21 protein-coding genes are annotated in these 23,494 nt (G+C 69.4%); 4 read left to right on the top strand and 17 right to left on the bottom strand.

Annotated features, from left to right (window positions below; translation table 11 throughout):
* The first annotated feature begins 101 nt into the window (after positions 1-101).
* Positions 102-800 carry a hypothetical protein gene (locus tag LWP59_RS12925; RefSeq protein ID WP_144633375.1) on the top strand — a complete coding sequence of 233 codons (699 nt, stop codon included), beginning with the start codon at positions 102-104 and terminating at the stop codon, positions 798-800.
* Between the two features lie 315 nt (positions 801-1,115).
* Here LWP59_RS12925 and LWP59_RS12930 read toward each other — a convergent pair whose 3' ends face one another.
* Positions 1,116-1,688, bottom strand: coding sequence for a CGNR zinc finger domain-containing protein (locus tag LWP59_RS12930; RefSeq protein WP_229858000.1), 573 nt, complete (start codon positions 1,686-1,688; stop codon positions 1,116-1,118).
* 162 nt (positions 1,689-1,850) lie between these two features.
* Here LWP59_RS12930 and LWP59_RS12935 point away from each other — a divergent pair, with 162 nt between their 5' ends.
* On the top strand, positions 1,851-2,660 hold the full coding sequence (locus LWP59_RS12935; RefSeq protein WP_144633378.1) for an MOSC domain-containing protein: 810 nt from the start codon (positions 1,851-1,853) through the stop codon (positions 2,658-2,660).
* 261 nt (positions 2,661-2,921) lie between these two features.
* Here LWP59_RS12935 and LWP59_RS12940 read toward each other — a convergent pair whose 3' ends face one another.
* The 8 genes from LWP59_RS12940 to LWP59_RS12975 are packed head-to-tail and all read right to left on the bottom strand — an operon-like array spanning position 2,922 to position 11,479.
* Complete coding sequence (locus LWP59_RS12940) at positions 2,922-4,100, bottom strand: Gfo/Idh/MocA family protein (RefSeq protein ID WP_144633381.1); 1,179 nt, start codon at positions 4,098-4,100, stop codon at positions 2,922-2,924.
* A gap of 17 nt (positions 4,101-4,117) precedes the next feature.
* Positions 4,118-4,936 carry an SDR family NAD(P)-dependent oxidoreductase gene (locus tag LWP59_RS12945; RefSeq protein ID WP_186383044.1) on the bottom strand — a complete coding sequence of 273 codons (819 nt, stop codon included), beginning with the start codon at positions 4,934-4,936 and terminating at the stop codon, positions 4,118-4,120.
* Positions 4,933-6,600, bottom strand: a complete 1,668-nt coding sequence (locus tag LWP59_RS12950) for a GMC family oxidoreductase (RefSeq protein ID WP_144633387.1) — start codon at positions 6,598-6,600, stop codon at positions 4,933-4,935. The genes LWP59_RS12945 and LWP59_RS12950 overlap by 4 nt, the downstream gene beginning before the upstream one ends.
* Positions 6,597-7,100: a gluconate 2-dehydrogenase subunit 3 family protein gene (locus LWP59_RS12955; protein ID WP_144633390.1), complete on the bottom strand. Its 504-nt coding sequence runs from the start codon at positions 7,098-7,100 to the stop codon at positions 6,597-6,599. Before LWP59_RS12955 ends, LWP59_RS12950 begins: the two co-directional genes overlap by 4 nt.
* 19 nt (positions 7,101-7,119) lie before the next feature.
* On the bottom strand, positions 7,120-7,974 hold the full coding sequence (locus LWP59_RS12960; RefSeq protein ID WP_144633394.1) for a sugar phosphate isomerase/epimerase family protein: 855 nt from the start codon (positions 7,972-7,974) through the stop codon (positions 7,120-7,122).
* 21 nt (positions 7,975-7,995) lie between these two features.
* Positions 7,996-9,024, bottom strand: coding sequence for a substrate-binding domain-containing protein (locus LWP59_RS12965; RefSeq protein ID WP_144633396.1), 1,029 nt, complete (start codon positions 9,022-9,024; stop codon positions 7,996-7,998).
* Positions 9,021-10,001: an ABC transporter permease gene (locus LWP59_RS12970; protein WP_222425412.1), complete on the bottom strand. Its 981-nt coding sequence runs from the start codon at positions 9,999-10,001 to the stop codon at positions 9,021-9,023. The genes LWP59_RS12965 and LWP59_RS12970 overlap by 4 nt, the downstream gene beginning before the upstream one ends.
* A gap of 2 nt (positions 10,002-10,003) precedes the next feature.
* On the bottom strand, positions 10,004-11,479 hold the full coding sequence (locus LWP59_RS12975; protein WP_144633398.1) for a sugar ABC transporter ATP-binding protein: 1,476 nt from the start codon (positions 11,477-11,479) through the stop codon (positions 10,004-10,006).
* A gap of 145 nt (positions 11,480-11,624) precedes the next feature.
* Between LWP59_RS12975 and LWP59_RS12980 the strand changes: the two genes are divergently transcribed.
* The gene (locus tag LWP59_RS12980; protein WP_144633402.1) at positions 11,625-12,860 is read left to right on the top strand and encodes an ROK family transcriptional regulator; all 1,236 of its coding nucleotides are present in this window, start codon (positions 11,625-11,627) and stop codon (positions 12,858-12,860) included.
* Between the two features lie 520 nt (positions 12,861-13,380).
* Here LWP59_RS12980 and LWP59_RS40320 read toward each other — a convergent pair.
* Entirely contained in the window at positions 13,381-13,971 is a 591-nt protein-coding gene (locus LWP59_RS40320; RefSeq protein ID WP_267903743.1) for a low affinity iron permease family protein, read from the bottom strand.
* Positions 13,972-14,096: 125 nt separating this feature from the next.
* On the opposite strand from LWP59_RS40320, the gene LWP59_RS12990 reads away from it, so the two are divergent.
* Positions 14,097-15,287: a glycosyltransferase gene (locus tag LWP59_RS12990; protein ID WP_222425414.1), complete on the top strand. Its 1,191-nt coding sequence runs from the start codon at positions 14,097-14,099 to the stop codon at positions 15,285-15,287.
* Here LWP59_RS12990 and LWP59_RS12995 read toward each other — a convergent pair.
* The 7 genes from LWP59_RS12995 to LWP59_RS13025 all read right to left on the bottom strand — a co-directional run bounded on the left by LWP59_RS12995 (position 15,206) and on the right by LWP59_RS13025 (position 23,275).
* Positions 15,206-16,345, bottom strand: a complete 1,140-nt coding sequence (locus LWP59_RS12995; protein ID WP_144633405.1) for a zinc-dependent alcohol dehydrogenase — start codon at positions 16,343-16,345, stop codon at positions 15,206-15,208. The two genes, LWP59_RS12990 and LWP59_RS12995, sit on opposite strands and share 82 nt — an antisense overlap.
* Entirely contained in the window at positions 16,335-17,309 is a 975-nt protein-coding gene (locus LWP59_RS13000; RefSeq protein ID WP_144633407.1) for a Gfo/Idh/MocA family protein, read from the bottom strand. Before LWP59_RS13000 ends, LWP59_RS12995 begins: the two co-directional genes overlap by 11 nt.
* Before the next feature lie 94 nt (positions 17,310-17,403).
* Positions 17,404-18,438 (bottom strand): LacI family DNA-binding transcriptional regulator, encoded by a 1,035-nt coding sequence (locus tag LWP59_RS13005; protein ID WP_144633410.1) that lies wholly within the window; start codon positions 18,436-18,438, stop codon positions 17,404-17,406.
* Between the two features lie 8 nt (positions 18,439-18,446).
* Complete coding sequence (locus tag LWP59_RS13010) at positions 18,447-20,015, bottom strand: ADP-ribosylglycohydrolase family protein (protein WP_144633413.1); 1,569 nt, start codon at positions 20,013-20,015, stop codon at positions 18,447-18,449.
* A 44-nt stretch (positions 20,016-20,059) separates the two neighbouring features.
* Positions 20,060-20,938 (bottom strand): carbohydrate ABC transporter permease, encoded by an 879-nt coding sequence (locus LWP59_RS13015; RefSeq protein WP_144633416.1) that lies wholly within the window; start codon positions 20,936-20,938, stop codon positions 20,060-20,062.
* Positions 20,928-21,878 (bottom strand): carbohydrate ABC transporter permease, encoded by a 951-nt coding sequence (locus tag LWP59_RS13020; protein ID WP_144633419.1) that lies wholly within the window; start codon positions 21,876-21,878, stop codon positions 20,928-20,930. Before LWP59_RS13020 ends, LWP59_RS13015 begins: the two co-directional genes overlap by 11 nt.
* Positions 21,875-23,275, bottom strand: a complete 1,401-nt coding sequence (locus LWP59_RS13025) for an extracellular solute-binding protein (protein ID WP_186383045.1) — start codon at positions 23,273-23,275, stop codon at positions 21,875-21,877. The genes LWP59_RS13020 and LWP59_RS13025 overlap by 4 nt, the downstream gene beginning before the upstream one ends.
* Positions 23,276-23,494: the final 219 nt, after the last annotated feature.

A 23,494-nucleotide genomic window follows, 5' to 3' on the forward strand; every position in this document is an offset into this window, starting at 1 on the left:
ACCCTGTTGATTCCGCCATCGGGCGCTCGCGGTGCTCGAGGGTGCCACGACGTTGCGGTGCCACCGTGTAACACCACGACAGCCGCTGCGACCTTCCTGGCGTGCCCGAGATTCCCGACTTCGACCAGGTGGTTCAAGGTTTGCTTCACTTGGCCCTGACCCCATTCGGCCCCGCAGGCGTCGTGGTGATGGGCCTTTACCTGCTCTTCAAGGCGGTCACGTCATGGGCTGAAGCCTTGCGCAAGGCCGTGCGTGCCGGTGGGGCGACTGCGGGTTGGCTGGGGCGTCAGTTGCAGCGGCCACAGGGACAACTGTGGTACTCGATCGTGACCACTGTGGTCATGGTGTTGGTGCAGGGATTCTGGTTGGCCTTCGCTTTCGTTGTCGGCAACGTGGTGTCGCGCTTTGTGGCGAACTGGAACACTGCTCCCGACCAGCAGCCGACGACTTTGGGGCAGGCGCTTCTCCCGATGACGTGGGACACGGTGACGCAAGGCTATGTCCTGATATGCGTCCTCTGCGCACTGGCGTCCTACCGTCTCGCGGCCAAGGGGCGCCAGTCGGGATTCGTGTTCTTCGTCGCCGGCCTGCCGGGCTGGTTCTGGGGAGCGTTCGGAGCCATTGGGGCGACGGTCCTTACTGTCTCCCATCTGCTTGGGCTGAACGTCGGGCTCCAGAGCCCGGGCGAGCTTCAATCGGTCGGGGTGCTTGTCGTCTGCGGGTTGCTGTTCCTGTTCGTCACCCGTGCCGCCCTCATGGCGCCGAGTGTCATCAGGCGGGCGTGGCGTCTTCGCGCCTGAGTGCTAGCGCCGCCGCAGGTAGCTACCGCGCGGGAGAAGGGGATACGCGCCTGTTGCGGCACACTGTGCCGATGGCGGAAGACAGCGATCGGTACTTTTCTCCCTATCGAGCACGCTGACGTGTCCCTGATCGAGGCTGTGGTTGCCCTGGCGGCAAGCTCGGCGGCCACGAACGGCGATCAGGACAAAGCCCTCGACCTGGCTCACATCCTTGAGGGCGTCGAACTGTTCATCGTGAGCTGCGCCGCGGCCACATGCTGTTGGCGCCGGCGTCCCGGCACGAGCGCGGGCAGTCCACCGGCTCGAAGCCGATCGTCAATGGGGACTCTGGTGGCGGTGGTAGTGGCGCCTGGCGCGGACCCGGTCGCCACAGATGTTGGAGCACCACCGACGGCGAGCGTGCGTGCGGAGGAAGACTCGCACACACCCGTGGGCCGCACAGCGGCGAACCAGGGCGGCTCGTGTCCCGGTGGCGAGCCGGATCGTGTCAGCGGCGATGGCCGCGGCAGCGGCATCGAACCTGCCCTGGGCGGCTGACCGCCAAGATCGGCAGGGTCGTTCGCCTTCGTGCCAGGTCAGCTGGACGGCCCCTGGTGCGGACGCCGCCCGGAGGTTGACGGACGTGACCGCGTCCGGAACGGGCGTGCGGGCGTCGGGCAGTGCCGTGAGGATCTCACGCGCGGAAGCTCGCAGGGAATCCAGCGTTGCGACGTCTGAGCGTGTCACGGTGCCCTCGACCACTGGCAGCCCACGTGCGGCCAGCCAACCTTTCACCTGGTCCGGCGAGGCCAGATCATCGACGTCGCCGCTTGGACTCGAGCGCCGCGAGTTCACCAGCGCCAGCGCCGGCGACGCCTCTTCCCCGGGAGCGGACGGCAATTCACCCATGTTCACACCCGCCCATCACGGTAAAGTGACGTAAATGCCATTGGACATCCGTGCGAGAACGACGGCAAGTGCCGCTCCCCGTCGTCGGCGGAGTCGGGCGCGACCACGTTCACGGCGCGGGGCAGGCGCACGACTGGCCAACGACATCACGAGGAGGAGCACATGCGCGTTGTCGCCCTGTGGCGGTATCCGGTGAAGTCGACGCTCGGCGAGGAAATGGCGGAGCTCCGAGTCGACTCCGGTGGCGTTGATGGCGACCGAGCGCTCGCCGTGATCGACACCTTCACCGGGTTCGTCGCCACCGCGAAGCATCCTCGGCTGTGGCGCATGCTTCTGGAGTTCGCGGCGATGACCGAGGACCGGGTGTTCATCACGTTCCCGGACGGAACGAAACTGCCGGCTGACGCACCGGCTGTCGCCCCCCGCCTGTCTGCGGTGCTGGGTCGCTCGATCACGGTGTCCGGAATCCGGCCCGACGGCGCCTCGGTGGAACGGCCCGCGCCGGAAGACGTACTCGACCATGGCGTGACCGCGGTGGTGTCGGCGCAGACCTTGGAGATCGGTCAGGGCAGCCCGGGTTGCAGTTTCGTGGACCACTCGCCCGTCCATTTGATCACCACCGCGACCCTGCGCCACCTGGGAACGGAATCTGTCCGCTACCGGCCGAACCTGATCGTCGACACCCCTCCGGGCACTGCCGCGTTCGTCGAGAACTCTTGGCTGGGAAGGGAAATACAGATCGGCGACGACGCCGGGGCGCGCCTGCGGGTGACCATCCCCACTCCGCGATGTGCCGTCCCTTCGCTTGCCCATGGTGCGCTGCCGCGCGACCCGGACGCGGTGCGGACGGTGATGAAGGGTAACCGGATCGAAGTTCCCGGCTTCGAGGGCGCGAAGCCTTGCGCCGGCGCGTACGCGGAGGTCATCCGGTCCGGCACGGTGCGCGTGGATGACCCCATCACGATGCCCTGACGGCCATAGACCTCGGCACGCCGATCACCAGCTGGGCGACGACCGTCGGCATAGGCCCGGGTAGGTGCGCGGAAGCGGCTCAGCCCGGCCCAGGTCGGCGCCCTCCCGCCGGTGGGCCCGGCGTCGGAGGCGAACACGGCGGCCAGGTGACCTCCTGCGCGCCGTGCCCCGGACTGCACTCGTCCGATCGCCCGTTCGCCCAGGTGAGGCACCAGGTTCCTCCCGGCGCGGCAGGCGCCGCACCGGGAGGAACTCGGTGCTTCAGGCCGCCGCCCACGGCGGTTCGACGTCCTGCGCCAGCTCCACGACATGTGGCTTCGCGTCGGACAGGGTCCAGTCCGGCAGGTATACCCGCTCGCCGCCGCGGAGGGCGGACTCGTGGGACAGGATGCCGGCACAGGTGATGTTCGCTGCCTGCACCGCGTTCGGGTAGGGCTCGGCCTCCCCGAGCACGGACATCAGCAGCCGGTGCGCCAGATGCGGGTGGGAACCACCGTGCCCGCCGCCCTGGACGAACGAACGGTGTTCGGTCTCGCCGTCCCCGGTGTACACCCCGGCGGTGGTGAACGAGCGGATCTCCTCGGGCAGCCGGTGCGCGAAGTCGGGTACCTCGATCCGCTCGGGCGTCTCGCCGAGGTAGAGCACGTGCGCGGCGTCCTCGGTCTGGGCCCACTCGAAGGAGCGGATCGAGCCGTAGACGTCGAAGCTCTCCCGGTACTCGCGGGCGACGGCCCACAGGTGCCGGGTGACCTCGGCGGCGACGTCGCTGTCGAGGAACTTGATGTGCGTCGACTCGATCGCATAAGGCGAGCCGTAGGCGTCTTTCATGCGGTCGAACACCGAGCCCGAGCCCAGGCACTGCACGTACTCGGCCTGGTGCCCGGCGAGCGCGAGCGTCGGGCTGATCGCGTGGGTCGCGTTGTACATCGGCGGCATCCCGTCCCAGTAGGACGGCCAGCCGGTCATGTCCTGGTGGTGCGAGGACCGGAAGAACTGCAGCTTGCCCAGGTTGCCGTCGAGGTAGTTCTGCTCGAGGAAGAAGAACTCGCGGCTGTACACCGTGGTCTCCATCATCATGTACGTCAGCCCGGTCCGCCGCTGTGCCTCGACGATCCGGCGGCAGTCGTCCACCGACGTGGCCATCGGAATGGTGCAGCCGACGTGCTTGCCCGCTTCCAGCGCGGCGACGACCTGGTCGGCGTGCAGCTGCAGCGGGGTGTTGATGTGGATGACGTCGATGTTCGGATCGGCGAGCATCCGCGCGTAGTCGGTGTAGCGCACGTCGACGCCGTAGCGGTCGCCGACCTCGTTGAGCTTCGACTCGGTGCGCTGACAGATCGCGTACATCTCGGCGTTGCGGTGACGCTGGTAGATCGGGATGAACTCCGCCCCGAACTCCAGCCCGACGATGCCGACGCGCAGCACCTTCTCCGAAGACATGCCTTGCCCTTTCTGTGTCATTTCTTGCTTTCGCCCGCGTCGACGGTCAGCTCCAGGCCGGTGATCATGCGCGCCTCGGCCGAGAGCAGCCAGAGCACGGCGGCCGTCGAGTCGCCGATGCCGAGGTCGCCCGGCAGCAGCTGCCCGGCCCGGAAACCTGCCAGCAGGTCCTCGCGCGGCACCTGGTTCAGTTCGACCATCGCGGTGGTCATCTCGGTGTCGATGCCGCCGGGGTGCACGGTGTTGCACCGGATTCCATACGGGCCGAGTTCCGCGGCAAGTGACGCGCTCAGCCCGCGCAACGCCATTTTCGCCGCGACGTAGTGCGCCAGCCGCGGCACCGGTTTGATGCCGACGCCCGAGCTGATCAGCACCAGTGCCGAACCGGCTCCGCGCTCGATGAGCCGGGGCACGGTCGCGTGGCAGGTGTGGAAGACCCCGGTGAGGTTGATGTCGATCATCGTCTGCCAGTGCGCCGGCGGCAGTTCCCAGGTCAGGTGGAACCCGTCGGTGATGCCCGCGTTCGCGATCACGTAGTCGATCCCGCCGAGCCTGCCGGCGGTCTCGTTGGCTGCCCACACCAGTGAATCGTGGTCGCGAACGTCCACTTCGAACACTTCGGCCCGGCGGCCGAGCGCCCGGATCTCCGCCTGGGTGGCTTCGAGATCGTCGATCGTCGCGGTGCGGTACGGCGGGTTCTCCACCTTGCCGGCACGGCCCAGGTCGACCAGTGCGACGTCCGCGCCCTCGGCGGCGAGCCGCATGGCGTGACTGCGGCCCTGCCCGCGCCCGGCCCCGGTGACGAACGCGACCTTGCCTTCGAACCGCCCGCTCATGCCTGCTCCAGCAGGTGCTCGGCGCTCAGGTAGGCCAGCGCCTGGATCGTCTGGTTCGGGTTGTACCCGCCGTAGCTGACGAACTGCCCGCCACCGACCGCGTACAGGCCGCGGCATTCGTGCACCTCGCCGTACACGTTCGTGACCGAGGTCGCCGGGTCCTCGCCCATGCGGTGCACGCCGACGTCGTGCGTGGACAGGTGGTACGGCGGCCGTGGCTCGTCCATCCAGTAGTCCTTCGCGCCCATCTCCCGGGCGATCTTCTCCTTGTAGCGGCCCATGAGCGTGACCGAGTTGGCGTCGTGCGGCTCCCAGTCGTGGGTGATCCGCAGCGCGGGCTGGCCCCAGCGGTCCTTGACGTTCGGGTCGAGGTCGCAGTAGTGCCGGGGGTGCGGGAAGTTCGTGGTCTGCGAGTACATCCGGTGCAGGTGCCGGTAGTTGTCCCGCAGCCAGTGCTTGAGCGACAGGCCCCACTTCGGCACCCTCGGGTCCATCAGGTGGTAGGCCTCGATCGGCTGCAGGTCCCCGGTGACGCTGATGATCGGCGAACCCCAGAGCACGCCGAGGTCGTTGTCCGGCACCAGTTCCGAGGTGTAGTCGTCGACCGCGCTGGAGGCGTTGAACGTGCCGAGGAACGGGTTCGTCGGCTCCGGCAGGATGGAGGTGAACCAGCCGAAGTTGTGCGTCATGAAGTTCCGGCCGACCTGGCCGTCGCGGTTGATCCCCGAGACCAGCAGCAGGCGCACGTTCTCCAGCGCGTACGCGGTCAGCACCACCAGGTCGGACCGGACCTCGTGCGTGGTGCCCGCACCGTCCACATAGGTCACTCCGGTGACCCGGGAACCGTCGTTGCTCCGGTGGATCCGCAGGACCCGGCTCAGCGGGCGTAGGTCGAGGTTCCCGGTCGCCTTGGCGGCCGGCACCGAGGTGACCTGTGTGGTCGACTTCGCCTTGACGTGGCAGGGATAGCCGTGGCAGAACCCGCAGTTCACGCAGGCGGGCCGGCCGCGGTACTCGACCGAGTTGATCGCCAGCGGCTGCCGGAACGGGTGCAGCCCGAGGCGCCGGGCCGCCTCGACGAACGGCACGTCGCCCGGCCCCTGGGTGACCGGCGGCATCGGGTAGTCGTGCTCGCGTGGTGGTCCGAACGGGTTGTCCGCAGCCCGGCCCGAGATGCCCTGTTCCCGCTCGACCTTCTCGTAGTACGGCTCGAGATCGGCGTAGCTGATCGGCCAGTCCGCCAGGGAGCCCTCCGGCAGCGCCTCCTTGCCGAACCGCTCGGCGATCGCCGAGCGCATCCGGAAGTCGGATTCCCGGAACCGGTATGCGGCAGCGCCCCAGTGGAGCGTGCCGCCGCCGGTGCCGATGGAGGGCAGGCCGTACAGCGGCTCGTCCGAGCCGAGCTCGCCCGCGGACCACGGCAGTACGCGTGGGGTCTCGTTCTCGCCGGCCCGCCAGGTCACCGGGTCGACGTCCACCCCGGCGACGATGGCGCCGCGCTGGTAGTACCGCAGCTCGTCCTGCTTGACCAGGAAGTCCTCCTGGGTGTAGTCCGGGCCCTTGTCCAGGCCCAGCACCCGCAGTCCCGCCTTGGTCAGCTGCTCGGCGATGATGCCGCCGGACGAGCCCATCCCGACGACGATCGCGTCGAACCGCTCGGTCACCGCCCGCCTCCGATCCGCGCGTACAGGTCCTTGATGGTGAGCAGCGGGATCTCCCGGGAGTCGACGCCCGGCCGCATCTGCTCGGCCGAATAGCCCCACTGCGCCCCCGGGAAGCCGACGAGCTTCCAGCCGGCGAGGTCGCGGTTGCCGCCGTACGCCGGGTCGCCGAAGTACCCCTGGACGGTGTGCTCGCGCACGATCCGGAAGAACCTCCCGGCGAAGTCCGGGCTTTCCGCCAGCGTGGCCACGAACTCGCGCCGTGCTCCGGCGTCGAGATCCGAGAAGGTGACGTCGCCGCTCAGCTCGCGCAGGGCGGTCAACCCCGCGCGGTAGACCGGTTGCAGGTCACGCAGGAACCCGGCCAGCGAGCGGTCGATGTACTCGACGACACCGGCTTCGCTCGCCCCCGGCGAACCCTCTTCGCCGGGCAGGATCTCCTCGACCAGCGCGTCGAGGACGGCCGCTTCCTCGCGGTTGAGGAACAGCAGTGGGTGGTCCATCTCGTCCTTCTCCGGTGTTTCAGGAACCGACTCGGGCCTTGGCCCTGGCCTCGACCAGCGGGCGCAGGTACTCGATGGAGGTGCGCGCGTCCTCGTCCGGCTCGATGCCACGACGGTGGAAACCCGTCTCCATCGTCAGGTAGCCGTCGTAGCCGGTGTCGAGCAGGGCGTCCACAAGGGACGGGAAGTCGCCGACGCCGGAACCGGGCGGGAGGCGGTCGCTGTCGGCGATGTGGATGTGCTTGAGGTTCTCGCCCATCTTGTGCACGTAGTCGCTGAGCACCTCGCGCCGGTACAGCACGTGGAAGGTGTCGAACATGAGCTTCACGTTGTCCCGGTTGACGTCCTCCATCAGCTCGATCGCGTCGTCGGCGCTCTCACAGAGGTTCGTGTCGTGGGAGGTCGGCTCGATGACCAGCGTGACGCCGGTGTGCGCGATCGAGTCGGCGATCTCGGTGAGGCACTCGCGGGTCCACTTGAGCGCCTGCCGCCGCGAGGTGCCGAAGATGATCCAGCCGGGCAGGTAGATCAGCGTCTTGCCACCCCACTGCGCGGTCAGCTCGGCGAGCTCCTTGTAGTGCTCGATGGTCGCCCGGCGTTCCTCGGCGATGGGGGAGGCGGGGTTGTTGCCGGGACCGCCGGACGGCGCGGGGAGCATGCTCGACAACGAGAGCCCGTGCTCGTCGAGCAGGTCCTTGACCTGGGCGCGCCGGCCGGCCGACAGGTGCGACGGGTAGGCGTGCGGGGCGGCGGCGCCGATCTCGATGCCGTCGTAGCCGAGCCGGGCGATGCGCTTGATCGTCTCGTCGAGCGTGTAGGAGGGCACCCAGACGAAGAAGCTGGAGTAGGCCCAGGTGTTGTACGAGATCTTCACTTCGGTTGTTTCCCTTTCTTGTTACTGCGGCGGCCGGCCGAGGAACTGCTCGACGTTGGCGCGGTCGATGAGGGTCGATTCGAGCTTGATCCGGGGTGCGAGCGGTTCGCCCGCGCAGAGTTTCGCAGCGGCGATCGCGGCTTCCTTGGCCACGAGCGGGTAACCGACCGTGGCGGTGAGCGAGCCGGCGGAGATCCGCTTCAGTGCGTCGGCCTCACCGTCCACACTGAACACCTTGATCTCATTCTGCCGCCCGGCCTCCCGGATCGCCTGCAGCGCACCGAAGGTCATCTGGTCGTTGTGCGAGTACACCGCCTGGATCTGCCCGTGCGGGAAGCGCTGCAGCAGGTCCTCCATGACCTTGAGCCCGTCGGCGCGTTTGTAGTTGGCCGTCTGGGTCGCGATGATCCGGACGCCGGAACCCGCGATGCCCTGCCGGAAGCCGGCGCCGCGGGTGATGGTGGGGGAGGCGCCCAGACTGCCGGACAGCTCGACGACCCCGCCGTGGCCGCCCAACGCCTGGACGACGGCCTTTCCGTCGGTGACCCCGGCTTCGATGTTGTCGGAGCCGATGTAGCTGGACACGTCGCCGTCCACCTGCCGGTCGGCGGTGATCACCTTGACCCCGGACTGGGTGGCCCTGGCGACGATCCCGCGCAGGGCGGCGGTGTCCTGCGGCGAGATGACCAGGACTTCCACGCCTTTGGCCAGCATGTCGGACACCTGGTTGACCTGGGCTCCCGCGTCGCCCTGGGCGTCGGCCACACTGACCTTCATGCCCGGCAGGAACTTCCGCGCGAAGTCGGGGAACATCTGGGTCGTCTTCGCGCCGTAGGGAAAGGCCGTGCTGTTCCAGGAGACGCCGACGGAACAGCGCACGGTGGACGGATCGGCGTGCAGGACCAGCTGGCCCTGACATTCGGCGTCGCAGTAGACGCTGGGCGCCAGCCGGTCGCCGAGCTCCTCGGTCACCGAGATTTCCTCGTGTGGGACCGTCGTGCAGCCCGCGGCGAGCAGCGCCAGGCTCAGCACCGCCAGCCGGGCCTTCACGACCGGCCGCCCTTGCGGCGCCGGACCGCCTGCACGGCCAGCAGCACCGCCACGAGGATCACCGCGCCCTTGACGATCTGCTGGTCGAACGGCGAGACCCCGATCAGGTTCAGCACGTTGGCCAGCACCGCGAGCAGCAGCGCGCCGAACACGGTGCCGACCGCGCCGCCGATGCCACCGGCGAGGCTGGTCCCGCCGATCACCACGGCGGTGATCGCGTCCAGGTTGGACAGTGCGCCCGCGGTGGGGTCGCCCACGCCGAGCCGGGCCGCGCTCATGATGCCGGCCAGCCCGGCGCACAGACCACTGACGGCGTAGGCGATCACCAGCGTGCGGCTGGTGCGCACCCCGGAGAGCCGCGCCGCCTCCAGGCTGCCGCCGATCGCGTAGAGGAACCGCCCGAACGGCAGGTAGCGCAGGGTCAGCACGCCGATCACCGAGACGAGGAGGAAGATCACGAACGGCCCGGGGATCCCGAGCACGTCACCGCTGCCCATCAGGGTGAAGAACCCGTCGCCGTTGTCGAACGACTTCGGCCCGCCGTTGGTCAGGCGCAGCGACAGGCCCTGCATCGCGACCATCGTCGCGAGCGTCATGATGAACGGCTGCACACCGAACCGGGCGACGCCGAGGCCGTTGAGCACCCCGACGCCCGCGCCGACCAGCAGCGACAGCACGATCGCGAGGGGCAGGACCATTCCGGCGTCGAGGAACAGCGCTGTGGTGACCCCGGTCAGGGCGAGGGTCGCGCCGACCGACAGGTCGATGCCGCCGGTGAGGATCACGAACGTCATGCCGATCGCGATCACCCCGACGACCGCGGACTGGCGGCCGACGTTGAGCAGGTTGGTGGGCTGGAAGAACAGCGGTACCGCGATCGCCACCACGGCGATGACGACGGCGGCGATGAGCAGCGGCAGCCAGTTGCGCCGCACCCGCGGGGTCAGGGCCGGCATCCGGCCGACTTCGATGGCCACGGCTATCGCCCTCCAACGGCGTGAGACATGATTTCCTCCTCGGTGGCGGTGCCACCGGGCAGTTCGGCGGTGACTTCGCCGTGGTGCATCACGAGAATCCGGTCGGACAGCGCCAGCACCTCGGGCAGTTCCGAGGAGATGACGACGATCGCGAGGCCCTGCGCGCACAGTTGCCGGATCAGGGTGTAGATCTCCTGCTTGGCGCCGATGTCGATGCCGCGCGTGGGTTCGTCGAGGATCAGCAGGTCCACGCCCGCCTCGAGCCATTTGGCGAGGACGACCTTCTGCTGGTTGCCGCCGGAAAGCGTGCCGACCGGCGCCAGCGGTCCGGGCGTCTTGATGCGGAGCTTTTCGATGTACCGCCGCGCCACGGCGTGGTCGGCCGCGGGACGGACCGTGCGGCGCCCGCGTTTGAGCAGGCTGACCAGCGAGATGTTGGTGGCGCAGGACTGACCCACGACGAGCCCCTGAGTCTTGCGTTCCTCCGGCACGAGACCGATCCCGGCCTTGATCGCCTGTAGCGGGTCGGTGATCCGCACGGGTTCTCCGTGCAGCCGCACGGTTCCGGTGTGCGGGTCGGCGCCGAAGATCGCGCGGGCCAGCTCGGTGCGGCCCGCCCCGCGCAGCCCGGCGATGCCGAGCACCTCGCCGGCCCGCACCGAGAACGAGATGTCCGACAGCACCCCGGGCCGGGACAGCCCCTCGACCTGGAGCACGGGCTCGCCGATCTCGGCACCCGGTTCGCGGCTGCCGCGCACGAAGTCGCGGCCGACCATCTTCGAGACCAGCTCGTCGTGCGTGGTCTCGGCGATCGCCCCCTCGCCGGTCAGTTCGCCGTCCTTGAGCACCACGTACCGGTCGGCGAGGCCGAAGACCTCTTCCAGGCGGTGCGAGACGAAGATGACGCTCACGCCGCGCCGGGTCAGGTCGTGCACGAGCGCGAGCAGCCGGTCGACGTCCGCGCCGCCGAGCACGGCGGTCGGTTCGTCGAGGATCAGCACGCGGGCATCGCGGCGCAGCGCTTTCGCGATCTCGATCATCTGCTTGTCGGCGACGCTGAGCTCCCGCACCCGCTGGTCGGGTGAGACCGTCAGGCCCAGTTCGGCGAGCAGGGCGGCGGCCTCCCGGCGCGCGCCCCGCCAGTCGATGCGCCCGCGGCCGGGGTAGCGGTTGAACAGGAGGTTCTCGGTGACCGTGAGCTCGGGAAACAGGCTCAGTTCCTGGTAGACGGTCGCGATGCCGAGCGCCTCCGCGCCGGCCGGTCCACTGATCGCGGCCGGGCGGCCGTCGAGGAGGACCTCGCCCGCGTCCGGTGCGTGCGCGCCGGAGAGAATGCGGATGAGGGTGGACTTGCCGGCGCCGTTCTCTCCGATGAGGGCGAGCACCTCACCGGCTTGCAGGGAGAAGCCGACGTCGCGCAGGGCCTGCACCCCGTGGAAGGCCTTGCTCAGGCCGTGAACTTCCAGACGGTTCGACATTTATTCCACCCCCGGCCTCAGGGGGCGGACGACAGCGCTGTCCTCCGTGGATCTTGTCATGCGGATGAGCGTAAATTCTGCTCTGAAGCGCCAAAATAGGCCAGAATTATTTCTTTTTCGACAGAAATGAGGCTATGATCCGACCATGGGCTCGCTGTGGACCGAAGTCGGCATCCTGCTCGAAGAGCAGAGCCTGGCCCCCGACGCGCACGCCGCGCGAAGTGTCATCGCCCGTCTGATCGCGGACGGCACACAGGTCAGTCGCAGCCTGCTGGTGCGCGCCACGGGCCTGGCGCGCTCCACGGTGGACAAGCACCTCGAGGTGCTGCTCGACGCCGGGCTGATCGAGGACGCCGGGTTCGGCAAGCAGGACGCACGCGGCCGCCCGGCGCAGATGTTCCAGGTCAGCGCCGGCAAGGGCGTCGTACTCGTGGCCGAGGTGTCCACTCGCACCTCCCGGGTCGCGCTGACCACGCTGGACAAGGAGGTCGTAGGGCGGCGCGAGCTGAGGATCGACGTGGAAACAGGCCCCGAGGTGCTGCTGGCCGCGCTCGTCGAGCAGTTCCTCGCCCTGCTGGAGGAGAACGGGCTCACGAAGGAGGACGCGCTCGCGATTTCGGTCGGCCTGCCCGGGCCGGTCGACTCGCATCTGGGCATGGCCGTGCGGCCGCCGCTGATGCCCGGCTGGGACGGTTTCGGCGTGTGCCGATTCCTCGCCGAACGGCTCGGTTGCGACGTGGTCGTCGACAACGACGTGAACCTGATGACGCTGGGGGAGGCCAGGGCGCTGAAGGGTGCGCACCTGCCGCTGTTGCTCGTCCACATCGGCCCCGGCGTCGGTGGCGGTTTCGTCGGCGAGAACGGCAGGCTCCTGCACGGCGCGGACGGCGCCGCAGCGGACATCGGGCACATCCGCGTGCCCGAGCTGCCCGACGCGTTGTGCCGCTGTGGAAACCGCGGCTGTCTTGAAGCCATCGCCTCGACCGGTGCCATCGCGGCCCGGCTCAACGTGAGCGAGGACGACCTGCTGGCCTCGGTGATCCGCGGCGAGGCGAACACCGTCAGCGTGGTCCGCGAGGTGGCCATCGTCGTCGGCCGGGTGATCGCCGACCTGGTCAACTTCTGCAACCCGGCGCGGATCGTGCTCAGCGGGCCGATCGTCCAGTGCACCGAAGAGGTGCTGGCCCAGGTCCGCAGCGTGGTCTACCAGCAGTCCCGGCCGCTCGCCACCCGCAACCTGTCGCTGGTGCACAGCTCACTGGGCGACGAGGCGGGCCTCATCGGCGGCATGGTGTCGGCGATCGAGCAGGTCCTCTCCCCGCGCGGGATCGCCTACCACACCCGGCCACGGGACTCGCCCATGCTGCCGCTCGGGTTGTGACCCTCCGTTTTCGAAACCGGGCGCACCGGGTGCCCGATGGGTCATGACGGCGACAGTCGGGTTGCTTTGCAGACCCGGGCCTGCCCGCGGCGGTGACCCGGGACCTGGTGGACGAACTGTCGGGGCGCGTCAGCGACAGCGTCGAGCGGAAGGTGTGCCTGCGCTGCGAGCCACTCGTCCTCGACGGCACGGCAACGTCCCGATCGTCATCCTCCCCCGGGTAGCCCTGGCGTCGTTGCCCGCCGTCGGCGCCATCCAGCTGCGGGCCCGTCTGCGGAATACTCTGCTGCACCTGCGGGGGAACTTGGCCGGGGCACGGTCCTGCCCGACGACAGGAGCGGCTGCGCGCGGCAGGGCGGGTCTCGCCCGTGCGGCGCGTGGTCCGCGCCCACCGGCCCTGGCAGGGCGCGCCGCGGGCCGCGTTCGGTCCCGGTTGAGCAGCGGCGTGAGTGCGACGAGGACGTCCCCAGCCTGCCGCACAGCTGGTTCGGCGAGATCTGGTACTTCACGACTTTCTCCTTCACCCGCGTTCGCGGACACGTCGCTGTTCGGACCGGATGTGCCGCTCCGGCGCCTCTTCCAGGCCGGTCAGCGCGGGCAGCCCACCCGGCGGGCGGGCGCCGACTTGCTGTGCGACGTCCATCAGCACATGGTTCTGGGCGTCGAGCTTCGCCTGGGTGGCGCGCTCGCCCCGGTTCTGCTCGGACTGGATGATGAACACCATCACGAACGTCACGACCGAGGTCACCGAGTTCAGCAGCAACTGCAGCGCCGGACCGTCGGCGCATTCCCCTCCTGGGGACGGGTTTCCGGCGGCCGGTGGAGGCGACCGCGCAGGCCGCTGAGCGGGTGCTGGAATGCGGTGGCAACTACGACCAGGCGGCCACTCGGGCTTGCAGGTGCTCCGCGGGAAGGGACCGGGAAGCGCCGTCCGGTGATCCGCGCCGGCGAACCCCGCATGTGTGTGGTTGGGAAGGAGTACGGGGTCCGCCGGCCTTTTCGCGGCGGCTTCGGCATTCTCAACCGGCTTTCGCGTGACCAGTTTCGCAACCCGCGCCCCGTCCGCGTACCGCTCCTGCTGCTCGAAATCCGCCCGGGAATTCGGCTTCACAGAGCGAAGAACCGGCTCCGGCCGGTGAGCCGGCCCCTGCCCGGAAAAAGGTCTTCGCGGAAATCGTGGACGGGAATTGTTTGAACCGCCGCCGGCGGGCAACCAAACGCTGTGAGGTCATTGCGATGCGGGTACTGCTGAACGCCGGTCCGTGGCTTGCGGTGCCGCCTTCCGGCTACGGGGGCATCGAGAACGTCGTCGCAACTTTGGTGGCGGAGCTGCGCGAACGCGGTGTCCGGGTGGTCCTGGCGACGGTCGGCACGAGCACGCTTCGTGCCGAGGAAACCATTTTCCGTCACGAGGAACCACAGTTCCCGCAGTTGCAGCTGCCCTACAACCGCGTGATGGGCTGCGTGCTGGCCCATATGCAACAGGTGGTGCGGGAACTGTCCCGGCGGGACGACATCGACCTCGTGCACGACCACGTCGAAGCGGTGGGCCCGGCGATCCTGTCGGCGATGGGCACGGGGGCGCCGCCCACCCTGCACACACTGCACTGGGACCTGGCCAAGCATCCGGCGTTCTACGAGGAGTTCGACGGCGGCGGCCGCCTGTTCGTCAACGGCGTCTCGGCGGCGCAGCTGGCCAGAGCGCCGGCGGCACTGCGCGCGCACAGCGTGGGACACGTGCACCTGGCGACCCCGCTGGCGTATCGAAGGGGTGCGGCGGCCGAGAAGGGGCGGTACGCGGTGGTGCTCGGGCGCATCACCGCCGGCAAGGGACAGCACATCGCCGCGCGGCTGGCCCACCGCGTCGGCATGGACGTCGTGCTCGCCGGCCCGGTGGGGCCGTACGACCAGCCGGCCGCGCTCGACCCGGCGCTCGCCGGGGATGCGGACGCTGTGCGGAATCCCGACGTTCGCTACTGGCGGGACCAGGTACAGCCGCTGGTTGACGGCGACCGGGTGCGCTGGCTGGGTTCCGTGGGCGCGGCCGAACGTGACGACCTGCTGGCCCGGGCCGCCGTGAGCCTGTTTCCCCTGCAGTGGGAGGAACCGGGCGGCACCGCCGTGGTCGAGTCGCTGGCCCTGGGCACCCCGGTGGCCGGATACCGGCGGGGCTGCCTGCCCGAGCTGATCGACGACGGGCTCACCGGAGTGCTGGTGGAGCCGGGCGACGAGGACGGCCTGGCCGCGGCGATGCACGCCGCCCGGCGGCTGGATCCGCGAGCGTGCCGCCTGGTCGCCGTGGCCCGGTTCTCGCCCGCTGTGATGGCCGACCGGTACCTCGAGCTCTACGAGCGGGTGCGCCGCGCGGGCGAAGCCGTCGTCCGGCCGAAGGTGAATACCGCCTGCAGGACGTGCCGCCTGCGCTGAACGAGTGCCTCGAGCAGGGCGGGCGCTTCTTCGACGGGCACCACGTCGGTCACGACGTGCTTCCTGACGGCCGCGCCATCCGCACCCCACAGCAGATCGATCGTCCTGGCCGACAACCGTTCCCGGTCCCACTCGTGCGCCAGGCCCCTGGGCACGCGGCCGATCTGCGCGCACCGCACGGTGAGTCCGTTGTGGTGGAACTCCTCGCCGAGCCGCACGGCAGCCGCACCGTCCTGGTAGAAGGCCAGGTCGATCACCGTGCCCTGGGGCCGCACCGCGCGCAGGGCGAGCGCGAGGCTCGCCGGCCGGCCTCGGCACTGGAAGACCACGTCCGCGCCCCGGTCTCCGGGGCCGTGCCGCCACCGGGTCTTGAGCAGGACGGCCGGATCCACCGTGCCGGGGTCGAGGGCCTCGAAGCCGAGCGCCTCGGCCACGGCGCGACGTTCGGGCGTCGGCTCGACGAGCACGACCTCCTGCGCCCCGTGCCACCGGGCGAACAACGCGGTCAGCAGCCCGACCACCCCGGCGCCGGTCACCACCACCACACGCTCGCGCACGCCGTCGGCCAGCGAACGCACGTCACTGCCCTGCAGATCCGCGGCCGCGTGCAGTAACCCGTTCGCGCAGATCGGCCCCAGATGGGCGACGTAGATGCCGAGCAGCGGCTCGAGGTCCGCGGGCAGGCGGACCATCCGGTCCGACCGCGGATCGGCCCGGTAGGCGCTGCGGTGGCCGTAGGTCATCGCGACCAGCTCGCCCGTCTCGAACGCCGGGTCGCGGCTGCCGACCACGGTGGCGACCTGCATGTAGCCCCACCGGCGCACCGGGTAGTCCTGCCCTGGCCGCCGGGAGTCGAACAGGGCGAGTTCGCTGTCCCAGCCGATGTGCAGGCTCGGATGGGTGCCCTTGACGAAGCTCAGGTCCGTGCCCGCGGACAGTCCACTGTAGAGGGTGCGGACGTCGACGAGACCCTCGGGCAGTGCCGGTTCGGGCGGTGCGGCCGCGAGCGCGACGCGCCCCGGGCGTTCCACGACGAGCACTCGTTCCTCACGGGACATCGGCACCGCCCTCGAGTCGCACCGTCCTCCGTTGCGTGGCCGCGCAGGCGATCGCGCAGGCGAGCCGGTGTGTCCGCAGAGCGTCGGTGTACGGCGTCCGCACGGTGTCGGTACGGCCGAGTACGGCATCAACGAAGTCCCGGTCGGCCGCGCGTTTCGCGGCGTCCCGATCGACAGGTCGCGCCCGCGGTGGCTCGGAGCCGTCGCGGATCTCCAGTGTGTCCTCACCGAGGGACAGGGCCAGATCGTCGGCGAAGATCTCCAGGCCGGCGCGGTGTTTCCAGCCCAGTAGGCAGGTCGCCGCCAGCGTTCCGACGGCGCCACCGGCGAAACGCAGGGTGGCCACGGTCGCGCCGTCGACGTCTCCGCCCGGGGCGGTGCCGTCGGCGAAGGCGTGCACCTCGGCGACCTCGCCGACGAGCAGCCGCGCGAGATCCAGCACGTGGATCGCCTGCTCGACGACCTGGCCGCCGGACTGTGCGCGGTGGACCCACCACGGCACCGGCGGAACCTTGTCCAACCACGTGCCGAGCGCCAGCCGCACCGGCCGGCCCGCCAGGACCTGCCGGGCCTGCTCGACCGCCGCCGAGTACCGCCAGTGGTGTCCCACCGACGCGAGGACGCCCGCGCGATCGAGTGCCGTGGCCACCCCTTCGGCGACCGTGTCGTCGAGCGCGATCGGTTTCTCCACGAACAGCGCGATCCGGGCGGCCGCCAGGGTTTCCTCGGCGGGTCCGTGCGCGTCCGGCGGAACGCAGACGTAGGCCGCGTCGACGCCCGCCTCGACCAGCCCGGGGACTTCCGGTACCGCGCGCAGGCCGAATTCGGCGGCGAAGGCCTGTGCCCGCCCGGGGTCGGTGTCGGTCACCGCCACGAGTTCGGCGTCGACGAACCCGCTCAGCATCCGGGCGTGCCGCATGGCCACCCCGCCCGCTCCGACGAACCCGATCCGGCACCCTGTCACGGCGACTCCTTTGCAGCGGGCTTCCCGTCGTGCGCGCGCTGAAACGGGCGGTCAGCGGCGGGCCGCGGTCCCTGACCGTCTACGAGGAACGCATTCAGGACCGTAGGCGGGTGCTGTCCCTGAGCATCACTTCGCCGCGCACGGTCATCGACCGGGGGCGCCGGCGCGCCGTGTCGGTCAGGACCATGCGCATCGCGGTCTTCCCCATTTCCTCCAGGGGGAGGCAAACCGTGGTGAGGGCGGGCACGTGGTCCTTGACGGTGACGATGTCGTCGAAGCCGGCGACCTGAACGTCCTGGGGGACACGCATTCCCCGGTCCCGCAGGCACGCCATCGCCCCGATGGCCATAACGTCGTTCACCACGAGGAGGCACATCCCGTTCCGGCCCCGCGCCAGCCCGAACTCGTCGACAAGACGCCGGCACGCGTCGAACCCACCGTCTCGGGTGAACTCGCCCGGGACCATCGCGACGGGCTCCAGCCCATGGCGCCGAAGCGCTTCGGTGAACCCGGTGGTCCGGTCTACCGCGGTCCGCAACTCCACCGGCCCGGTCAGTACAGCGAACCGGCGATGCCCCTGTCCGACGAGGGCCTCGGCGAGCGCGGCGGCACCCGCGCGGTTCTCCGGTACCACCGAGTCCACGCCCGGCCTGGCCTGGCCGATGACGGCCACCTGCCCACCCAAATCGTGGTAACGCTTGAGCTCCGAGCTCAACAGGCGGTCGTGCTCGCTGCGGCGGGTCAGCTGTGACCCCACGAGGATGAGCGCATCGGCACGGTGTGAGATGAACGACGTGACGGCTTCGAGTTCGGCGCCGAGGTCGCCTTCGGTGCAGGACAGCAGCACCTGCCGGTCGTGCTCGCGCGCGACATGCTGCACGCCGCGCGCTATCGAGGAGAAGTACGGGTCGGCGATGTCCCGCACCACCAGTCCGACCAGTCCGGTCAACGATCGGGCGAGCGCTTGTGCCTGCGCGTTCGGGACGTAGCCCAGTTCGGCCGCGGCCTTGCGGACCCGTTCGGTCAGGCCCGCACCGGGGATGCGCGGCGACCCGTTCAGCACCCGCGATGCGGTCGCCTGGGATACCCCGGCATGCCGGGCCACCTCGAGCAGCGTTACCGGCCGCATAATTCTCCTCACTGTCGCCGATCGACGTTCAGTATCGCACCACCTCCAGTAGCGGCCAGGGTGTTCGGGCCGGGTCCGGCCGCAGGCCGGAACGCGTGGGGCACCCACTCCAGCCCCGGGTGCTCGGCCAACGCCACGATCCATTCGGCGTACTCGCGGTGCGCCGGCGGCCGGCGGATCGTGGCCACCAGCCGGTGGTCGCCGCCGGCGAGCGACACGTCCGCGCCCTGTCCCATCGGCGGCCGGTGCTGGGTCGGCATGATCATCGACGGTTGGCTGCCGAGCACGAACTCGCCGTCCAGCCACACGCGGATGTCCTCGGAACAGTTGAACATCAGCCGGCCCTCGACGGCACGGTCGAGGCGGATCGTGTAGCGAATGACGAGAATCAGATCCTCGAACTCCGCCCGGGGCCACCTGACCCAGGTGCCGGGAACGGTCAGCTGCCGTGCGTTGGCAGGCATCGGCGGCTCGGGTGAGCCTGCCGGCCGCAGCGACGAGATGTCGCGCTCGCCCCAGACCTGGCCATAGGGGGAGGACCAGCCGACCGACACCGGGATCGTGTAGGGCGTGGGATCGAACGCGCAGTCGTCACCGCGGTCCGGCCACACCCCGGTGAGTGCGTCCCGCAGCTTCGACACCTGGTCGGTGAACTCGTCCAGCGACGCCGGCGGGTCGATGCCGACGACCTCCCGGTTGAGGACCAGGTGCTCGCCGATGGGGGCGAGCCACTTCGCCGGGATCGTGTCCGGCTCGATGATCGCCATCAACGCGCCGACGGACGCGGTCGAGCTGTCGGTGTCGGCGCCACAGCCGTTGGTGATGGTGATGGCCTTGTCGAAGTCACCTTCGGACATGAGCCAGCCCAGCACGACGAAACCGGTGTTGATCCGGGTGTCGGTGAAGTCGCACGGACCGTACTTGCCGAGGATGAGCGACATCACCTCCTCCCAGTCGTGCCCTTCGGACACCCACACCCGGGTGTCGTGCACGACCTGCCGGATCCGGCTGCTGATCGGCAGCAGCGCGGATGCCTTGTCCAGCAAGCGATCCGGGTCGCTCTCGACAAAGGCGTGCGACTGGAGCGCGGCCATGAACACCGCTGCCCAGATGCCGTCCCCGGCGTGGTCGAAGCAGGCGTCCTCGTAGGCGTAAGCGGCGGCGCGTTCCGGTTCCCCGGGAGCCAGGCAGGCCCACAGCTCGGTGCGGATCACCGCGCCTTCGCCGCAGGTGTACCAGTTGTCGAAGGAACCGGTGAACGGCGGGACCAGACCCTCGGCGAGATTCCGCTTGGCGACACCGTATTCGCACCAGGGAAAGCGGATGTGCTCGCGCCAGGCCCGCGCGATGACGTGCCGGTCCACTCGCGGCGCCGCCAGTCCGCTCAGCACCGACGCGTAGACGACCTGCATGTCGAGATCGTCGTTCGGCACCATCCCCTCGGGAACGGGGACGTAGTAGTCGGCGCGGATGGGACCGTCGAGGCCCTCGAACGACTGGCCGAACGAGCCGCCCACCGCCTTACCGCGCCAGCAGGCCAGGACCTTCTCGCGATAACGCTCGATCGAGGAGGGCATTCGGACTCCAGTTCTGTGGTCGATGTGGCCTGGGGACGACGGGTTCACCCCTTCACCGAACCCGCCGTCAGACCGCTGATCAGGTAGCGCTGGACGAAGACGAACACCAGGACGGGCGGCAGGGAGGTCACCAGCCCGGCCGCCATCAGGTTGTTCCACTGTGGCAGCCCGCCGTCTGCCGACGCGCTGACGAACGCCTGGATCCCCACCCCGACGGTGCGGGTGGTGTCCGAGGTCAGGACGCTGGCGAAGAGCACGTCGTTCCAGGCCAGGACGAAGGCGAAGATCGCGGTCACCACCATGGCCGGACGTGCCAGCGGGAACACCACCTTGCGCAGGGTCTGTAACCGGGTGGCGCCGTCCAGCGCGGCGGCCTCCTCCAGCTCCTCCGGGATACTCACCAGGTACCCGGTCAGCATCCAGATCGTGTACGGCAGGCTGAACGACATGTAGGTCAGGATCAGCACCGGCGGGGAGCCGATCAGCTTGACTCCCAGCGCGTTCTGGATCTGCACGTAGATCGCGTAGAGCGGGATCACCAGCACGATTCCCGGCGTCGAGTAGCACGCCAGCAGCGACAGCCGCAGTGCGTCCCGGCCCCGGAACCGGAAGCGCGAGAGGACGTACGCGGCGCCGAAGCCCACGATCGAGGACAGCACCGCGGTGCAGGTGGCGACGACGATGCTGTTCTCCAGGTTGCCGGCCAGGTCGATGACACTCCAGATGTCCACGAAGGCACGCGGCGACAGTCCCTGGACGGACAACGTGGTTCCCGCGACGTCGCTCGGCTGCAACGAGACCAGCACCATGTACCCGATGGGCACGAGCACGAGCAGCAGGAACACCAGCCCGAAGCCGTAGCCGAGCCAGCTGGAAGCGGCGCGGGCCGCCCGTCGGGGCACCACCTGAACCTCAGTCGTCATGGGAGTTGACTCTTCTCAGGTAATAGGCGACCGGAATGAGCAGCACCAGGAGGTTGACGACGGCGATCGCCGACGCGTGCCCGAAGTCGAAGGACGTGAACGAGGTCGTGTAGATGGCGATCGGCAGGACGTTCGCCTGCGGGGGCGGCGGGCTGCCGAAGAGGACGAAGGGCAGCGTGAAGTTGTTGAAGTGGTTGATGGCCGACAGACACGCGGCCAGCGCCAGGGTCGGCCTGATCGCGGGCAGGGTGATCGACCAGAACTGCCGCAGCGTGCCGGCACCGTCGATGGCCGCGGCCTCGTAGTAGTCGTGCGGGACGGACTGCACCACCGCCAGCACCATGATGTAGATGAACGGCCAGCTGGTCCAGATTCCGGTGATCACCAGCGCCCAGAACGAGTTCGGGCCGATGAGCCAGATGGTGTCGGGCGAGCCGAGCCCGGTCGCGCCCAGGAACCTGTCGACCAGGCCGGTTTCGGTCTGGAACATCAGGCGCCAGATCAACGCGCTGGCGAACGCCGGCAGGATGAACGGCAGCAACATCACCGTGCGCAGCAGGGACCTGCCCCGGAGCCGCCGGTTCGCCAGCAGTGCCGCGCCGATGCCGATCGGTATCGCCACCGCGGTGGTCAGGACGCTGAAGAACACGCTCGTGCGCAGCGACTTCAGGACCGACAGCGGCCCGGACGGGGCCAGTACATCCAGATAGTTGAGCAGGCCACGCAGGTGTGTCGCGGTGATCTCACCGATGGTGAACTGGTTCAGTGCCGTCAGGCTGATGAACACCGCGAGCGCGAGCGGGAGGTAGGTCACCACCGCCATCAGCAGGAAGCTGGGCGACATCAGCCAGTACGGGACCCGGCGGGCGGCCGGGCGGCGGCGGCGACGCTGCGGCGTTGGCGTGTCCGCCTGCTGCTTGTCCAGAACGGCCCTGGTCATCGTCTCTCACTCTCCAGCGCCGTGGTCAGGGCCTGGTTGGCCGTGACGAGCCGGGCCTTGAGCGCGCCGGGATCATAGGTTCCGCCGGCGGCCAGCTCGGCGAAACTCGGCTTCACCGCGGTCGAGAGCAACGGCGAGACCTGCGCGAAGGATGGCGACCACGGTGTCGGCGCCGCGTTGGTGGCGGAGTCGTAGATGGTCTTCCACACTCCCTGCCGCGTCTCGGGATGGGCCGTGAAGGTCTCGGTGGTGATGGGAAGCCCGCCGACCTCCTGCCACGTCAGCCGCTGCACGTCGGGATCGCCCATCATCCTGGCGAGTCCGAGTGCCAGCTCCCTTTTGCTGCTGTACTTGGAAATGGCCCAGGTCGCGCCGCCGAAGTAGCTCTGCACGGGCCGCGTGCCGGCGGGTAACGCCGGCCGGCCGTAGGGCACCGTCGGGTTGCCCGCGAGCGCCCAGTCGCCGGCGACGCTGGTGCCGGCCATGCTGCTGATCGCCTGGGTGAAGCCACAGGCGAACATCGCCGTCCGCCCGGAGGTGAACTGCTTCACCTGCTCGGCCGAAACATTCGTGGCGTCCCGTTTGCCGGCGATCCGGTACTTCGCGATCCAGTCCAGCCAGAAGGTCGTCGCCTCGAACACCTCGGGTGAGTTCAGCTGCGACCTGGTCCCGTCCGGACTGATCAGCTGGCCGCCCAGCTGCGCGGCGAGCAGCCAGATCACGTGCCACGGCTCGGAAGCCTCCGCAGCACCCATCCCGACCGCGTACCGGTCCTGCTCCGGCGCGGACAACTGCCGGCCGACGTCGACGAAGTCCGTCCAGGTGGTCGGGGCAGCCGTGATACCCGCCTCCTGGAACTTCTTCCTGTTGTAGTACATGGCCATCGTCGAGGCGTAGTAGGGGATGGCCACCAGTTCGGTTGTGCTCCGGCCGCATGCCGCCAGCGCCGACGGCAGGTACCGGTCCTTCCCGCCCACCGCGGCCCAATCGCTGTCCGAGAGCACCTCGAACACGCCGACGGCCTGGCCGGTGGGCAGTGTCTGCGGGCTGACCTCGAAGATGTCCGGCCCGTCCCGGCTGGTCGCGGCGGTGATGACCGAGGTGGTGACCGCCGAGCCGAGCGTCACGACGTTGAACTTCGCCGAAGCACCGGGATACGCGGCCTCGAACTTCCTGCGCATCAGATCGAGTATGCGTCGCTGGCCGGCCGGCGCGGTGGGACTTTGCGCCACCTGGACGATGACCTGGTGGGGGTCGGAGCCTCGCCCGCAGGAGCTGAGCAAGGACGTTCCGGCCACCCCGGCGAGGCCCAGCCCGCCGATCTTGAGCACGCTCCGCCTGGACACGGGTTGCCCGGCCGGTGGTGCGAGCCGATCCGGGGTGGTCTCCTGCGCCATGCTCCACGCTCCTTTGTGGACTTCCTGCTTCGTTGCAGACAGGAGTGCCATACGTCATCGGTGCTTCCCCGCGGCTTCCGGAGACGACCTGGCCGGTCGAGGTACCGTTGCGCATTCAGCGACCGGTGCTGGTGACGGAGTCGTCCGGCACAGCCCGGCCCAGCTCTGTCGGAATGCGCTTTCCCGAAGTTTTGCATGTTGCTTGATCCACTGTCAATA

The organism is Amycolatopsis acidiphila, assembly GCF_021391495.1.
GTDB lineage: Bacteria > Actinomycetota > Actinomycetes > Mycobacteriales > Pseudonocardiaceae > Amycolatopsis_E > Amycolatopsis_E acidiphila.